We start from the raw sequence: 15,445 nt of genomic DNA, 5'->3' as shown, positions 1-15,445 counted from the left end.
TCGATGCTAAGCCCTCTCTTTCGGATCTTGCCGGGCTCGCGCGCCCTGGCACCGCACCTCGCTGCGTTGTCGTCAGTCGCCGACGCTCCGCGTGGACTCCTTCCTCCGCCTTGCGATGCACGGCACCAGACCCCGCTCACTGATCCGGCCTGATCCAAAAGAGAGGACTTAGTGCCCCTCCCGGCCCGTCCGCCGGGAGCGGCCCTGGTCGGCGGCGGGCCGCTCCTTGACGTCGTGGCCGCCCAGGTGCGTCGGGGCGGGTGCGCGCTCCAGCTCGTGGCGCAGGTCCTCCAGCTCGCTGCCCCCGGCCATCTGGCGGGTGAGCTCGTCGAGCGTGACCGAGTCCTTGGTGTGGCTCGCCGCCATGACGCCGCGCTTGAGCAGGACGAAACGGTCACCGACCAGATAGGCGTGGTGCGGGTTGTGGGTGATCAGCACCACGCCGAGGCCCGCGTCGCGTGCGGCGGCCACGTACTTGAGCACCACACCGGACTGCTTCACACCGAGCGCGGCGGTCGGCTCGTCCAGCACCAGCACCTTGGCGCCGAAGTAGACGGCGCGGGCGATCGCCACGCACTGGCGCTCGCCGCCGGACAGCGTGCCGATCGGCTGGTCCACGTCCCGCAGGTCGATGCCCATGCGCAGCAGCTCCGACCGGGTCGTCTCGCGCATCGTCCGCACGTCGAGGCGTTTGCACGGCCCCGTGCCCTTCGTCGGTTCGGAGCCGAGGAAGAAGTTGCGCCACACCGGCATCAGCGGGACGACGGCCAAGTCCTGGTAGACGGTGGCGATCCCGCGGTCGAGCGCTTCGCGCGGCGAGCTCAGCTCGGTGGTCTCGCCCTCGATCGAGAAGGTGCCCGCGTCGTGCCGGTGCAGCCCGGCGACGACCTTGATGAGGGTGGACTTGCCCGCGCCGTTGTCACCGAGGACGCAGGTGATCTCACCCGCGTGGACCTCCAGCGAGACGCCTTCGAGGGCGCGGATGTTGCCGTAGTACTTGCTGATGCCGTCGAGCTCCACCAGAGCGCTCATGAGGTCGCCTCCGCACGCCTGCGCACCCATGCGTTGAGCAGGGTCGCGAGAAGGAGCATCGCTCCGAGGAAGAACTTGAACCAGTCCGGGTTCCACTCGGCGTAGACGATGCCCTTGCTCGTCATGCCGAAGATGAACGCGCCGACCGCGGAGCCCACCGCGGAGCCGTAGCCGCCGGTGATCAGACAGCCGCCGATGACGGCCGCGATGATGTACGTCAGTTCGTTGCCCACGCCTTCGCCGGACTGCACCACGTCGAACGAGAACAACAGGTGCTGGCCCGAGACCCAGGCGGCGAAGGCGACGCCCATGTACAGCCCGATCTTCGTCCGGTTCACCGGGACGCCGACCGCGCGGGCCGCGTCCGCACCGCCGCCCACGGCGAAGATCCAGTTGCCGAAGCGGGTGCGCAGCAGGATCCAGGTGGCGAGGGCGACCAGGACGAACCACCACAGGATGGTGACCTTGAGCGTCACGTCGCCGAGGGTGAGCTCGGAGGCGAACAGCTTCCTGGCGGAGTCGAAGCCCTCCATGTCGCCGATCGTCTTCGTCGAGACGGTGCCGCTGATCAGCTTGGTGAAGCCCAGGTTGAGACCGGTGAGCATCAGGAACGTACCGAGCGTGATGATGAAGCTCGGCAGTTTCGTCCGGGTCAGCATGAAGCCGTTGAAGGCCCCGACGGCGAGCGTGACGAGCAGCGAGACGCCCACGCCCACCCAGACGTTGGCGGTCATCTGGTAGCTGACCATCGAGGAGACCAGTGCCGAGGTGGTGACCAGGACGCCGGCCGACAGGTCGAACTCGCCGCCGATCATCAGCAGCGCGACGGGCACGGCCATGATGCCGATCGTCGACGCCGCGTACAGGACGGTGGAGAAGCTGGACGCCTTCAGGAAGGAGTCGGCGAAGACGGAGAAGAAGACGAAGACGGCGACGGCGCCGACGACCGAGCCCAGCTCCGGCCGGCCCATCAGCCGGCGCAGCGGGGAGGTGCGCAGCAGCCGTTCGTCGGTCCCCTCCGGCGCCCTGCCGGGTGTGGCGGGTGGTGCGGTCGCGCTCATCGGGTCCCCCGATCCGTGTATTCCGCGAGCTCGGCGGCGTCCTTCTCGGTGATGATCTGCGGCCCGGTCAGCACGGGCCGGCCGCCGCCGAGGACGTCGGCGTTGTACTTGTACAACCACAGCAGGTCGACGGCCTCGTAGCCCTGGAGGTAGGGCTGCTGGTCCACCGCGAAGCCGAGGCTGCCGTCCCTCAGCCCGGCCGCGACCTTGGAGTTGAGGTCGAAGGTGTCGATCTCGGCCTCGGACCCGGCGCTCTTCTTCGCCTGGACGGCGGCGTCGGCGAACGGGGCGCCGAGGGTGACGACCGCGTCGATGGACCGGTCGGCCTGCAGCTTGGCCTCGATGGACGCCTGGACGTCGGGCATGTTGGTGCCGTCGACGTACAGGTTCTGCATCCGGCCGCCGAAGGTCTTCTCAGCACCGGCGCAGCGCTGCTCGTGGCCGACGTTGCCCTGCTCGTGCAGGACGCACAGCGCCTTCTTCCTCCCGCGCGCGTCGAGTTCCTCGCCGACCGCCTCGCCGGCGATGGACTCGTCCTGGCCGATGTGGGTCAGGGCGCCGAACGCCTTGGACTGCTCGGATCCGGAGTTGACCGTGATCACGGGGATGCCGGCCTTGCGGGCCTTGGCGACGGCGCCCTTCATGGCATCGGGCTTGGCGAGGGTGACGATCAGTGCGTCGACCTTCTTGGAGATGTACGAGTCGACGAGCTGAGCCTGCTGCTGGCCCTCGTCGCTGTGGGCGTAGAGCAAGTTGATGTTGTCCTTGGCCGCCGCTTCCCTGGCTCCGTTCTGGACGATGTCCCAGAACGTGTCGCCGTCGCCCGAGTGGGTGACCATGGCGAAGGTCCAGCGCGGGGTCGTGACCGCGGCCTGGCCACGGGCGTTCTGCGCGGCCTTGCGGGCGTCCTCGGCGCGCTTGCCGCCGGTGCTGCTGCACCCGGCCAGACTCGCTCCGAGTACCGCTGCCAGCATCGCGCCCAGCGCGCGTACCCCTGTCCTTGCCCGTGCCACGACGCCGTGCCCTTCTTGCCGTACTCGCTGTGCCGCCCTGTGCCGCCGGGGGCCGAAACGACCCGACCCGGCCGCCCAAGTATGTGTCACGCCTGGTCGCCGGGTCGGCATCGGGTACGGACGGGCCACCTGCGGAGGCGTCATCGGGTGCCGGCTGCGGTGAGCTTCTCCAGCGCCGGGACGTCCTTCTCGGTGACGAGTGCGGGACCGGTCAGGACGGGCTTGCCGCCGCCGATGACGTTGCGGTTGACCTTGTTGAGCCACAGCTCGTCGACGGCGAGGTAGCCCTGGAGGTAGGGCTGCTGGTCGACGGCGAAGGCGATCTCCTCGGCCTTGAGGGCCTTCACCACGTCGGCGTTGAGGTCGAACGTGTTGATCTCCGCGTCGGACCCCGCGCCGTCCTTGGCCTTCACCGAGGCGGCGGCGAAGGGCGCGCCGAGGGTGACGACGGCGTCGATGTCCTTCGCGCTCTGCAGCTTCGCCTCGATGGACGAGGTGGTGGCGGGCATGTTGGTGCCCTCGACGTTGAGGTTCTCGACCGTGCCCTCGAACGTCTTCTTCACACCGGCGCAGCGCGCTTCGAGCGAGACGTTGCCCTGTTCGTGGATGACGCAGAGCGCCTTCTTCCGGCCCCGCTTGTTGAGCTCCTCGCCGACGGCCTCGCCGGCGACCGACTCGTCCTGGCCGATGTGGCTGAGCGCCCCGAGGTCCCGGGAGAACTCGGCGCCGGAGTTGATGGTGACCACGGGGATGCCGGCGGCGACGGCCTTCCTGACGGCATCGCTCATCGCCTCGGGTTTGGCGAGGGTGACGACTATGCCGTCGACCTTCTGGTCGATGTACGTCTGGACCAGCTGGGCCTGCTCCCTGCCCTCGGGGTTCGCGGCGTAGAGGAACTGGACGTTGTCCTTGCGGGCCGCGACCTTCGCGCCGCTCTGGACGATGTCCCAGAAGGTGTCGCCCTGGCCCGAGTGGGTCACCATGGCGATCTTCATGCGCGGGGTCTTCGCGGCCTCGCCGCCTCCCTCGGCGGAGGGCGTCTCGTTGCCCCCCTTGCCGCCGGAACTGCTGCATCCGGCGACGACGACCAGGGCGCTCGCGGCGAGCAGGGCTGCTGCCGTGCGGGTACTGCGCATCGTGGGGTCCGCCTCCTTACCCGGCCGCCGGGTTGCGGCTGGGTGAGTTTCTACGGTGGCCCGCGAGCCCGTCAAGAGTTTGTCCGAACATTCTTACGCGAGGGCGCGGCTTCCTTACGTGAGGGCGCGGCGCGCCGGACACCCCTAGGAACGGACCATCAGCTGGAACTCGAAGGCGTATCGCGAGGCCCGGTAGACGTGCGAGCCGAACTCGACGGCACGGCCCGTGTCGTCGAACGTGGTGCGCTCCATCGTGAGCAGCGGCGCCCCCGCCTCCTCGCCCAGCAGCTCCGCCTCCTGCGCGCCGGCCGCACGGGCGCCCACCGACTGACGGGCGCTGTGCAGGGTGATGCCGGCCGCGCGCATCAGCCGGTACAGACCGGTGGACTCCAGTTCGGCCGTGTCGCAGTCCAGCAGCCCGGCGGGCAGGTGATTGCGCAGCCGGGCCATCGGCTCTCCGTGGGCGTAGCGCAGCCGCTCGACGAACCGGACCTCGCTGCCCTCGGCGACGCCGAGCGCGGCCGCGACCTCGGCGCTCGCGGGCTCGACGACGTTCGTCAGCACCTCCGTGGCCGGCCGCTGGCCGGCCGCCTCCAGGTCGTCGTAGAGGCTGCTGAGCTCCAGCGGGCGCCTGACCCGGCTGTGCACGACCTGCGTACCCACACCGCGGCGGCGCACCAGCAGGCCCTTGTCGACCAGGGACTGGATGGCCTGCCGGACGGTGGGCCGGGACAGGCCGAGCCGGCCGGCGAGCTCGATCTCGTTGCCGAGCAGGGTGCCGGGGGTCAGAGCGCCCCTCTCGATCGCGGCCTCCAGCTGCTGGGCGAGCTGGAAGTAGAGCGGGACCGGGCTGGTGCGGTCCACGCTCAACGCGAGCGAGAGCGGCGGTTCCGGCTCGTGACTGGGCTGCTTGGGCACGTGGGCGAGCGTAGTCGCACGCCATGTTGACGGGAAGTCGTGAGGTTCGATTGTCAGGACAAAGTCTTGACAGGCGGCGGTGCCGCCTCCATTTTTGGGCCATGCGCATCGGACTGATCGGCACGGGACGTATCGGCAGCTTCCACGCAGGGGTGCTGAGCCGCCATCGCGAGGTGGGCTCGCTCGTCGTGGCGGACACGGACGCGGCGCGTGCCGTGGAGACGGCGGACCGTTGCGGCGCCACCGCGGCGCCCAGCGCCGACGAGGTCTTCGCCTGGGGCGTGGACGCGGTGGTGATCGCGTCGGCCACCGCCGCGCACGCCGACCTGATCGCCCGCGCGGCACATGCCGGGCTGCCCGCCTTCTGCGAGAAGCCGATCGCCCTGGACCTGCCGGGGACGCTCGGGGCGCTGCGCGCGGTGGAGGAGGCGGGCACGGAGCTGCAGCTCGGCTTCATGCGCCGCTTCGACGCGGGGTACACGGCGGCCCGGGAGCTGGTGCGCTCGGGCCGGCTCGGCCGGCTGCACACCGTACGGGCCATCACCTCCGACCCGGCGCCGCCGCCTGCCGCGTACCTGCCGCTGTCCGGCGGGCTGTACCGCGACTGCCTCGTCCACGACTTCGACATCCTGCGCTGGGTTACGGGCCGCGAGATCGTCGAGGTGTACGCGGCCGGCTCGGACGCGGGGCCCTCGATGTTCCGCGAGGCGGGCGACGTGGACACCGCGGCGGCGCTGCTCACGCTGGACGACGGGACGCTGGCGACGGCGACCGCGACGCGCTGCAACGGGGCGGGGTACGACGTCCGGATGGAGCTGGCCGGGGAACTCGACCAGGTCGCGGTCGGGCTGGACGACCGTACGCCGATCAGCTCGACGGAGCCGAAGGGCCTGCCGCCGGTGGAGAACCCCTGGCCGGGCTTCCTGGAGCGGTTCGCCCCGGCGTACGAGGCGGAGCTGGACGCGTTCGTCCGCCTGGTGCAGGGCGAGACGGAGAACGCGTGCGACGGGCGCGAGGCGCTGACGGCGCTGCGGGTGGCGGAGGCGTGCGAGGTGTCGCGGCGGGAGAGGCGGCCGGTGCGGGTGGAGGAGATCCCGTCGGGTTGATCTCCCCCACCCCGCCCCTTCCCGCACGGGGCGGCAAGAACCAGCCCCGCCGGCGATTGAGGCGCGGGGCTCGGGGCGGAGCCCCGACGGGGACGCGGGGGCCGCCCCCCCCCGGGGTCACCAGCGGACCGGGAGGGAGCGTGGGCCGCGGATCAGCATGCCCGTGCGCCATGCGAGTGCCGCCGGGTGCGCGTCCAGCGTGAGGCGCGGGCAGCGCTCCAGCAGGGAGCGGATCGCGATGCGGGCCTCCAGCCGGGCCAGCGGCGCGCCCAGGCAGTAGTGGATGCCGTGGCCGAAGGCCAGATGGCCCCGGGTGTCGCGGCGGATGTCGAAGCGGTCCGGCTCGGGGTAGCGGGCCGGGTCGCGGTCGGCGTCCGCGAGGGCGACCAGGACCAGCTGTCCGCCGCCGGGTACGACCGTGCCGCCGATCTCGTACGGCTCGACGGTGAAGCGGTACGTCGGGGTCTCCACGGGCCCGTCGTACCGCAGCATCTCCTCCACGGCCCCGTCCATCAGCGAGAAGTCGCCCCGGAGCGCGGCGAGTTGGTCGGGGTGGGTGAGCAGCGCGAGGACACCGTTGGAGATCAGGTTGACCGTCGTCTCGTGGCCGGCGATCAGCAGCAGCCACGCCATGCCCATCAGCTCGTCGCCGCCGAGCCGGTCGTCGTCGTCCTCGTCGGCCCGGTGGATGAGCGCGCTCAGGAGGTCGTCGCCGGGCTTCTCGCGCTTCTCGGCGAGCAGCCCGGCCAGGTACCGGGTCAGTTCCCCCGCCGCAGCCTCCCGCTCGGCACGATCGGTCGAGGCCAGGGCCGTGTTGGACCAGCGCCGGAAGGAGTCCTGGTCGAGGAAGGGCACGCCCAGCAGTTCGCAGATGACGGCGATGGGCAGCGGGAAGGAGAACGCGTCGACGAGGTCGGCGCTGCCCGTGGGCCCCATGCGGTCCAGCAGGTCGTCGGTGATCCGCTGCACGCGCGGGGCCAGTTGCTCCACGCGCCGCATGGTGAACTCGCGCGCCACGAGCCCCCGCAGCCGCGTGTGCCGGGGCGCGTCGGCGCTGAGCATGGTGATGCCGGCCGACAGCGGCGAGGCGCCGAGATCGGGGGCGGCGTTGCGCCACTCCTTGGACAGGGCGTTGTCGGCGAGGACGGCGCGCCCGGCCTCGTAACCGACGACGAGCCAGGCCTGGTGCCCCTCGGGCAGCCGGACCCGGTGGACGGGGCCCCGCTCGCGTAACGCGGCGTAGACGGGATAGGGGTCGCGGGTGAAATCCGCGCCGAGCGCGGCGAGATCGACGACGGCGGCTTCGGTGGTCACGGCGTTCCTCTCACATCATCGGGTGGTGCTGCGGAGTGCGGGGGCCGGCCGGGACCGGACTACCAGCGCACCGGCAGGTGACGGACGCCGCGCATCAGGAGGCCGGGAAGCCACTCGTACGCGGAGGCGGGCTCGTCCAGGGCGAGCGCCGGGCAGCGCTCCAGCAGGGAGCGGACGGCGACCCGGGCCTCCAGCCGGGCCAGCGGCGCGCCCAGGCAGAAGTGGATGCCGTGGCCGAAGGCCAGATGGCCCCGGGTGTCGCGGCGGATGTCGAAGCGGTCCGGGTCCGGGAAGCGGGCCGGGTCCCGGTCGCCGGCGGCGAGTCCGACGAGGACCGTCTCGCCGGGCGGGATGACGGTGTCGCCGTACGGGACGGGGGCGACGCTGAAGCGGACGGTCGCGTTCTCCACCGGGCCGTCGTAGCGCAGCATCTCCTCCACCGCACCGTCGAGGAGCGAGAAGTCGGCCCGCAGCGCGTCGAGTTGGTCGCGGTGGGTGAGCAGCGCGCGCATGCCGTTGGAGATGAGGTTGACCGTCGTCTCGTGGCCGGCGATGAGCAGCAGATAGGCGAGCGCGCGCAGTTCGGCGGCGGAGAGGCGGTCGTCCTCCGTGGCGCGTGTGCACAGCAGGGCGGAGAGCAGGTCGTCGGCGGGCCCGGCGCAGCGCTTGACCTCGATCAGCTCGTCCAGGTAGCCGCGCAGCCGGTGGACCGCGTGCGACTCGCCTTCGGCGCTGGTGGGGGCGACGATCTCGTTGGACCACTTGCGGAAGTCGTCGCGGTCGGCGGCCGGGATGCCGAGCAGCTCGCAGATGACGATGATGGGCAGCGGGAAGGCGAGCGCGTCGACCAGGTCGCCGCGGCCCGCGGGCAGCATTGTGTCGATCAGTTCGTCGGTGATCTGCTGGATCCTCGGCCGCAGCGCCTCCACGCGCCGGCCGGTGAACTCGCGCGCGACGAGCTTGCGCAGCCGGGTGTGGTCGGGCGGGTCGAGCACCAGCAGGTTGGGGCCGATGACCTGTTGGTCGAGCATGGTCGCGCCGACGGTGGCCGGCGCCTTGGACAGCCGCGTGTCGGCGAGCGCCGCCCGTGCCTCCTCGTGGCCCACGATCAGCCAGAACCGGCCGCCGTCGGTGGCCCGCATCTGGTGGACCGGCCCCGTCTCGCGCAGCCGCGCGTAGTACGGATACGGGTCCGCCGTGAAGTCAGCCCCGAAATCGGCGAGATCGACGATCGTCATTCGCCCAGCCTACGGCGGTTTCCGCGGCCCGTCCTCGGCCCGGCGGCCCGGCGTCGTGGGCCAACGGCGGGATCCGGACACCGTTGCCGAGCCCGGCTCGGTGGGATTCCGCGGCACATGGGCCTGGACCGTCGGCACGCTCAGTACAGCGTCGACGCGTTTCCGGCGTTCGAGCGGCCCCTGTCCGGCGGCGACGGCCGCCTCCTGTTCAGGCCCGGCGGGCGTCTCCGGCCGGCGTGCGGCCGCCTGTCGGCGCGTGCCCCGCGCCGCCGCCGTTCCGCCGCGCGACGGCCCCATGTCGTGCCGGTCAGGACCAGCGCCGCGCCCAGCAGGCCGGGCGTGCCCAGGTGTTCGCCGCCGATCGCCATGCCGGCCGCCGCCGCCCACAGCGGTTCAGTGCCGAGCAGCAGGCTGACCCGCGACGGCGACGTGCGGCGCACGGCCCACATCTGCACGAAGAACGCGAACAGCGTGCAGAACACGGCCAGGAACAGCAGTCCGGCCCACTCCCCCCGGTCCGAAGCCGGCCGCCACGGACCACGGCGAGGCCCCCGTGCCCGGGACGGTCGCCAGCAGGGCGAACACCACGACGGCGCCGCCGAGTTGGACCGTGGTCAGCGACAGTGAGTCCGCGCCCCGCACAGACGTCATCCTGGCCATCGCCAGGACGTGGACGGTGCGCGCGAGAGCGGCGAGCAGCATCAGCAGGTCGCCGAGCGAGGGTGTGGTGAAGCCGCCGCCCTGGGTCAGCAGCACCACGCCGGCGACGGAGACGCCGGCCGCGGCGACGAAGGAGCGGGAGGGCCGCTGCCGGGTCACGGCCGCTTCCGCGAGCGGGGTGAAGATCATGGTGAGGCTGATGATGAGCCCGGCGTTGGTGGCGGAGGTGTGCACGACGCCGTACGTCTCCAGCAGGAAGATCCCGCTCAGGACGAGTCCCAGCAGTCCGGCCCCGCGCCACCCGGCCGCGCTCAGCGCACGCAGCCGCCGCCGTCCCGCGACCACGAGCACCGGCACGACGAGGGCGAAGCGCAGGACCAGCACGGCGACGACGGTGTGCGTCGTGGTGATGCCCTTGGCCGCGAGGTAGCTGGCGCCCCAGACGACGGCCACGAGCAGCACGGGCAGATCCGTGAGCCATGCGCGGCGTGGTGCGAACGCGGGGGCGGGTACGGCGATCGACGACACCTTGGGTCTCCAACGTCTCCGGCGGGCCGGCGTGGCGGAGGCGTCGGCGGCTCGCTCACGGAGCGATCACCGTACCCGGGGAAGACTCGTGGGTGCTACACGTTTCAGGCGTAGCTGCCGTACTCGGGGCGGCCGGCCAGCTCGTAGGTGTGGATGGCGATGCCGGAGCCGGTGGTCCTCGCGTCGACGTGCCGGAAGGCGGTGGGCGTCGCGCCGTCGGGGAACAGGCGCAGCCCCGTGCCGAGGACGACCGGGAAGGTCAGCAGGTAGAGCGTGTCGATGAGGTCGTGCGCCATGAGCGACTGGGCGAGGGCGCCGCTGCCGTGCATCTGGATCTCGCCGTCGGTGCGCTCCTTCAGGTCGGTGACCTCCTTGACGACGTCGCCGCGGATGATGCTGCTGCCGGACCAGTCGGCGCTTTCGAGGGTGGTCGAGACGACGTACTTCGGCAGGGTGTTGAGCTTCGTCGCGACCGGGTCCGAGGGGTCGTTGTGCAGGGGCCAGTAGCCGGCGAAGATCTCGTACGTCCGGCGGCCGAGGAGGAAGGCGGTGGGCCGGCCGAAGACCTCGTTGACGAACCGGCCGAAGTCCTCGTCCCCGTACGGCACGGACCAGCCGCCCTGCTCGAACCCGCCGCGGCGGTCCTCGTCGGGGCCGCCGGGGGCCTGGTAGACGCCGTCGAGGGAGACGAACTGGGTGAGGCTGAGCGTTGCCATGATGGGCGCCTTTCGCTGCGGTGTGCGCGGTCCTTCTGGGATGTCACAGCTCTGACTCCACTGTCGCCCGGAAGTCATCGGCGCGCCGATCACGACGTCCGATCACCGCCAGCGCCTGGCGACCCGCCACGCTGTCATTGAAGCCGCAACCATTCACGGGAACGCACACGGAGGCTTCGATGAACGGCAAGGTGGCGCTGGTGACCGGCGGAAGCCGCGGAATCGGTGCGGCGACGGCGCTGCGGCTGGCCCGCGACGGCGCAGATGTCGCGATCACGTACACGGCGGGGAAGGAGGCCGCCGAGGAGGTCGTGCGCACGGTGGAGGCGCTCGGCCGGCGGGCCGTGGCGCTGCGCGCGGACTCCGCGGACGCGGCCGAGGCCGCCGAGGCGGTGGCACGTGCCGCAGACGCGCTCGGCGGGCTCGACGTGCTGGTGAACAACGTGGGTGTGGGACTCCTCGCGCCGCTGGAGAACATCACCGTCGCCGACGTGGACAGGGTGCTCGCCACCAACGTCCGCGGCGTCTATCTGGCGTCTCAGGCCGCCGCGGCGCGGATGGGGCACGGCTCGCGCATCATCACGATCGGTACCTGCATGACGCGGCGCGTGCCGGGCCCCGGCGGCACGCTGTACGCGATGAGCAAGGCGGCCCTGATCGGCCTGACGAAGGCAATGGCACGGGAGTTGGGCGGACGCGGCATCTCTGCCAACATCGTCCACCCCGGGCCGGTCGACACGGACATGAACCCGGCGGACGGCCCGTACGCGGAGCCGCAGAAGGCGGACACGGCGCTCGGCCGCTTCGGCACCGCGGAGGAGATCGCCTCCATGGTCGCGTACCTGGCGGGTGAGGGAGCGGCGTACGTGACGGGCGCCGAGTTCTCCGTCGACGGCGGCCACGGGGCGTGAGCCGCCCAGCCGGGCCGCGGTAAACGCCGCCGGGCGTGCGTGCGGGGCGCGCCGTTGCTGTCGGCCGGTGCGCCCCGCGCGCGGGGGCGGGGAGAGTGTCCTGCCTCCCCGCCCTCGGCGGCCCGTCAGCCGCCGAGCTCCTGGTGGCGGGCGGTCAGCCGGGCCGCGCCCTGGTCGGTCAGCGAACCGAACAGGCGCAGCCGGGAGATGCCGCCGTCGGGGTAGATGTCGATGCGGGCGTGGGTGCCGACCGCCGGGGTGTCCAGCACGAAGCGGTGGTTGGTGTCGGGCTGCAGGCGGGTGCGCGGCAGCACCTCGCGCCACTCGCCGCCCTCGCCGTCGCGGACGGACAGCGCGGCCCAGCCGGCGCTGTTGCCCTTGAGGTAGGCGGTGTCGATCTCCACGGCGCGGATCTCGGAGTGCTCCACGAGCTGGTAGCGGATCCAGTCGTTGCCCTTGTCGCGGCGGCGGCGGGTCTCCCAGCCGTCGTCCATCTTGCGGGAACGGCCGGGCTGGATGGTGTTGGAGGCCGGGGAGTAGAAGCGGTCGGACGCGTCCTCGACCTGCCCGCCGTTCTCCAGCGCGACGAGGTCGAAGGTGCCGAGGGCGGCCAGCCACCGCGGGTCGGGCGCGACCTCGCCGTACACGCGCAGGCGGGCGATGCCGCCGTCGGGGTGCTGTTTGACGCGCAGGTGCGTGAAGCGCTGCTCGGCGTCGACGGCGAAGCCGTTCGCGGCGTGGCCGCCGACGGCCGTGCGCGGGACGAGCGTCGTCCACTTCACGTCGCCGGAGAGCAGCTCCTCGGGCGAGGGGGACCCGGCGACCGAGGCGCCCTCGACGGACACGGCCTGCGGGTAGTTGCCGCGGAAGTGGGCGGTGTCGACGACGATGCCGCGTACGACGCCGGGCGCGCCGAGGCGTACGAGCGCCCAGTCGTGGTCCTCGTCGGTGGGGTGGGGCTGTTCGGCGGAGACACCGCGGCGGCGGCGGGTCTCCCAGCCGTCCATGATCTTGCCCTTGTGGCCGAAGTGCTCGGGGGCGAACTCGGCGGCCTCGGGCTTCAGCAGGTTCTCGCGCTCGGCGAAGAACTCGTCGTTGGCGGCGACCACACCCGCGCCGAGGCGGCGGTCGGCGAGGTCGGCGTACTGCGTGAACGGGAAGTCCGCGGTGCGGTAGTCGGCGTACGGGTCGCCGCCGCCGTAGGGGCTGGCGTCACCGGTGAAGGAGGGGATGGAGGATGCAGACACGGTTCAGTTGTTCCTTTCGAGCAGCCGGCCCGTCGGCTCGGCCAGGTTGCCGTTCTCCACGATCCGCTCGCCGCGCAGCCACGTCGACCGGACGACGCCGTGCAGGGTCTTGCCCGCGTAGGCGGTCACCTGGTTGCGGTGGTGCAGTTCGGCGGGGTCGACGGTGAACGTCTCGTCGGGGGCGAGGACCGCGAAGTCGGCGTCGCGGCCGGCCTCGATGGCGCCCTTCTCCGTCAGGCCCGCCAGCTTCGCGGGGGCGAAGGACATCCAGCGGACGACGTCGTCGAGGGTGTGGCCACGCTTGCGGGCCTCGGTCCAGATGGCGGGCAGGCCCAGCTGGAGCGAGGAGATGCCGCCCCACGCGGATGCGAAGTCCGGGGTCTTGAGGTCGGTGGTGCACGGGGAGTGGTCGGAGACGATGCAGTCGATGGTGCCGTCGGCGAGGCCCTGCCAGAGCAGGTCCTGGTTGGCGGCCTCCCGGATCGGCGGGCAGCACTTGAACTCGGTGGCGCCGTCGGGGACTTCCTCCGCGGTGAGGGTGAGGAAGTGGGGGCAGGACTCGACGGAGACCGCCACGCCCCTGCGCTTGGCGGCGGCGATCAGCGGCAGCGCGTCGCTGGAGGACAGGTGCAGTACGTGCACCCGCGCGTTCAGCCTCTCGGCGTGGGCGATCAGGCCCTCGACGGCGGTGTTCTCGGCGTCGCGGGGCCGGGAGGCGAGGAAGTCGGCGTACTTGGGGCCGCTGCGCTGGGGGGCCGAGGCCAGGTGGTGCGGGTCCTCGGCGTGCACGATGAGCAGGCCGCCGAATCCGGCGATCTCGGCCATGGAGCGGGCGAGCTGCTCCTGGTCGAGCTCGGGGAACTCCTCGACGCCCGACGGCGACAGGAAGCACTTGAAGCCGAAGACCCCGGCGTCGTGCAGGGGCCGCAGGTCCTTGACGTTGTCCGGGATCGCGCCGCCCCAGAAGCCGGTGTCGACGTGGGCCTTGGGCCGGGCGACGTCCTGCTTGGTGCGCAGGTGGTCGACGGTGGTCGTCGGCGGGAGCGAGTTGAGCGGCATGTCGAGGAGGGTCGTGATGCCGCCGGCCGCGGCGGCGCGGGTGGCGGTCCAAAAGCCCTCCCAGGCGGTGCGGCCGGGGTCGTTCACGTGGACGTGGGTGTCGACGAGGCCGGGCAGCAGCGCGTCGTCGCCGACGTCCTCCAGGCGGGCGCCGGCCGGGACCTCGGCGTCGTACGGCCCCACCGCCGCGATCTTCCCGTCGGCGACGGCGACCGTCGCGGCGCGCGTCCCCTCCGGGGTGACGACGCGCGTCGAGCGCAGCACCAGGTTCACATCCACGGTCCCGTCCACGTCGGAAACCAGCTCCCCTCACATGCATGAACGCAGGCGACCGCCGGATCTGCTCCGGCGGGCCAGAAATTCAACGAACTGTTGAAGGAGTTTTCACTCCCGACGGATGCCCGTCAAGACCCACTCGCTTCGGGCGCCACGCTTGGACGTTTCCACAAAGTGGAAGTAAGATTCCACTGTCATGTGGGTTGCTTCGCCCAACGGCGCAGACTCCGGCCGGCCCGAAAAGCCCGCAGACACCCGGACAAACGGGCCCTGACCGGCAAGGACGCCTCGACGGGAGCGATGTGTCCCGCGCACACGCCCGGTAGGCTGCTGACTTGCCCTGCCTGCCCGAAAGGACCGCCGACGTGCCGACGTCCAGCGCCAGCACCACCGACGCAGCCAAGACCGCCGCCAGTGGTGGCGTGCAGTCCCTGGAGCGCGCCTTCGATCTGCTCGAACGCATGGCCGACGCCGGCGGCGAGGTCGGGCTCAGCGAGCTGTCCGCGAGCAGCGGGCTCCCCCTGCCGACCATCCACCGGCTGATGCGCACGCTGGTGGCGTGCGGATACGTACGGCAGCAGTCGAACCGCCGCTACGCGCTCGGCCCCCGGCTGATCCGGCTCGGCGAGTCCGCGTCCCGGCTGCTGGGCACCTGGGCGCGCCCGTACCTCGCCCGCCTGGTCGAGGAGACCGGCGAGACGGCGAACATGGCGCTTTTGGACGGCGACGAGATCGTGTACGTGGCGCAGGTGCCCTCCAAGCACTCGATGCGCATGTTCACCGAGGTCGGCCGGCGCGTCCTGCCGCACTCCACGGGCGTGGGCAAGGCGCTGCTGGCGCACACCCCGGCGGACGAGGTGCGGGCGCTGCTGTCGCGCACCGGCATGCCGGCCGCGACGGAGAAGACGATCACGACGCCCGAGGGCTTCCTGGCCGCGCTCGAACAGGTCCGCCGGGCGGGGTACGCGGTCGACGACAACGAACAGGAGATCGGCGTGCGCTGCCTCGCGGTCTCCGTGCCGAATTCTCCGACGGCGGCGGCGATCTCGATCTCGGGGCCGGCGGGGCGGGTGACGGAGGCGGCGACGGAGAAGATCGTGCCGATCCTCCAGGAGGTCGCGCACGACCTCTCGACGGCCCTGGCGAACACGTCCCCCCAGTCCTGACCCCACCCGGCCGGGGCTCCGCCCCGCACCCCGCGCCTCAAGCGCCGGCGAGGCCGGGGTACCC

Annotated in this window: 13 protein-coding genes and 1 pseudogene; 3 read left to right on the top strand and 11 right to left on the bottom strand. The window is 71.9% G+C overall.

Going from position 1 to position 15,445, the window contains the following annotated elements:
- Positions 1–168 precede the first annotated feature (168 nt).
- From ACLB9X_RS07790 to ACLB9X_RS07770, 5 genes are all read right to left on the bottom strand, one after another.
- The gene (locus ACLB9X_RS07790; protein ID WP_410359500.1) at positions 169–1,032 is read right to left on the bottom strand and encodes an ATP-binding cassette domain-containing protein; all 864 of its coding nucleotides are present in this window, start codon (positions 1,030–1,032) and stop codon (positions 169–171) included.
- A complete protein-coding gene (locus ACLB9X_RS07785; RefSeq protein ID WP_410359499.1) occupies positions 1,029–2,093 on the bottom strand; it encodes an ABC transporter permease in 1,065 nt (354 codons plus the stop codon). The genes ACLB9X_RS07790 and ACLB9X_RS07785 overlap by 4 nt, the downstream gene beginning before the upstream one ends.
- Complete coding sequence (locus ACLB9X_RS07780) at positions 2,090–3,106, bottom strand: sugar ABC transporter substrate-binding protein (protein WP_410359498.1); 1,017 nt, start codon at positions 3,104–3,106, stop codon at positions 2,090–2,092. The genes ACLB9X_RS07785 and ACLB9X_RS07780 overlap by 4 nt, the downstream gene beginning before the upstream one ends.
- 140 nt (positions 3,107–3,246) lie before the next feature.
- Positions 3,247–4,242, bottom strand: a complete 996-nt coding sequence (locus ACLB9X_RS07775) for a sugar ABC transporter substrate-binding protein (protein WP_410359497.1) — start codon at positions 4,240–4,242, stop codon at positions 3,247–3,249.
- 144 nt (positions 4,243–4,386) lie between these two features.
- Complete coding sequence (locus ACLB9X_RS07770; protein WP_410359602.1) at positions 4,387–5,106, bottom strand: GntR family transcriptional regulator; 720 nt, start codon at positions 5,104–5,106, stop codon at positions 4,387–4,389.
- A 155-nt stretch (positions 5,107–5,261) separates the two neighbouring features.
- Between ACLB9X_RS07770 and ACLB9X_RS07765 the strand changes: the two genes are divergently transcribed.
- Positions 5,262–6,266, top strand: coding sequence for a Gfo/Idh/MocA family oxidoreductase (locus ACLB9X_RS07765; RefSeq protein WP_410359496.1), 1,005 nt, complete (start codon positions 5,262–5,264; stop codon positions 6,264–6,266).
- 117 nt (positions 6,267–6,383) lie between these two features.
- Here the strand turns inward: ACLB9X_RS07765 and ACLB9X_RS07760 are convergent, their stop codons facing one another.
- The 4 genes and pseudogenes from ACLB9X_RS07760 to ACLB9X_RS07745 form a co-directional block, all read right to left on the bottom strand.
- A complete protein-coding gene (locus tag ACLB9X_RS07760; protein ID WP_410359495.1) occupies positions 6,384–7,580 on the bottom strand; it encodes a cytochrome P450 family protein in 1,197 nt (398 codons plus the stop codon).
- 59 nt (positions 7,581–7,639) lie between these two features.
- Positions 7,640–8,818, bottom strand: a complete 1,179-nt coding sequence (locus ACLB9X_RS07755; protein WP_410359494.1) for a cytochrome P450 family protein — start codon at positions 8,816–8,818, stop codon at positions 7,640–7,642.
- Positions 8,819–8,958: 140 nt separating this feature from the next.
- Positions 8,959–10,006, bottom strand: a pseudogene (locus ACLB9X_RS07750) (DMT family transporter).
- Positions 10,007–10,110: 104 nt separating this feature from the next.
- A complete protein-coding gene (locus ACLB9X_RS07745) occupies positions 10,111–10,722 on the bottom strand; it encodes a dihydrofolate reductase family protein (RefSeq protein ID WP_410359493.1) in 612 nt (203 codons plus the stop codon).
- A gap of 179 nt (positions 10,723–10,901) precedes the next feature.
- Between ACLB9X_RS07745 and ACLB9X_RS07740 the strand changes: the two genes are divergently transcribed.
- The gene (locus ACLB9X_RS07740; protein WP_410359492.1) at positions 10,902–11,633 is read left to right on the top strand and encodes an SDR family oxidoreductase; all 732 of its coding nucleotides are present in this window, start codon (positions 10,902–10,904) and stop codon (positions 11,631–11,633) included.
- A 125-nt stretch (positions 11,634–11,758) separates the two neighbouring features.
- Here ACLB9X_RS07740 and alc read toward each other — a convergent pair whose 3' ends face one another.
- Both alc and allB read right to left on the bottom strand, forming a co-directional pair.
- The gene (gene alc / locus ACLB9X_RS07735) at positions 11,759–12,880 is read right to left on the bottom strand and encodes an allantoicase (protein WP_410359491.1); all 1,122 of its coding nucleotides are present in this window, start codon (positions 12,878–12,880) and stop codon (positions 11,759–11,761) included.
- A gap of 3 nt (positions 12,881–12,883) precedes the next feature.
- Entirely contained in the window at positions 12,884–14,230 is a 1,347-nt protein-coding gene (gene allB, locus ACLB9X_RS07730; protein WP_410359490.1) for an allantoinase AllB, read from the bottom strand.
- A 350-nt stretch (positions 14,231–14,580) separates the two neighbouring features.
- Between allB and ACLB9X_RS07725 the strand changes: the two genes are divergently transcribed.
- Positions 14,581–15,381, top strand: coding sequence for an IclR family transcriptional regulator (locus ACLB9X_RS07725; protein ID WP_410359489.1), 801 nt, complete (start codon positions 14,581–14,583; stop codon positions 15,379–15,381).
- Positions 15,382–15,445 lie beyond the last annotated feature (64 nt).

Source organism: Streptomyces sp. 5K101 (assembly GCF_046506645.1).
In the GTDB taxonomy this organism is placed as follows: Bacteria; Actinomycetota; Actinomycetes; order Streptomycetales; family Streptomycetaceae; genus Streptomyces.
This window is presented reverse-complemented; position numbering and strand designations above follow the sequence as displayed.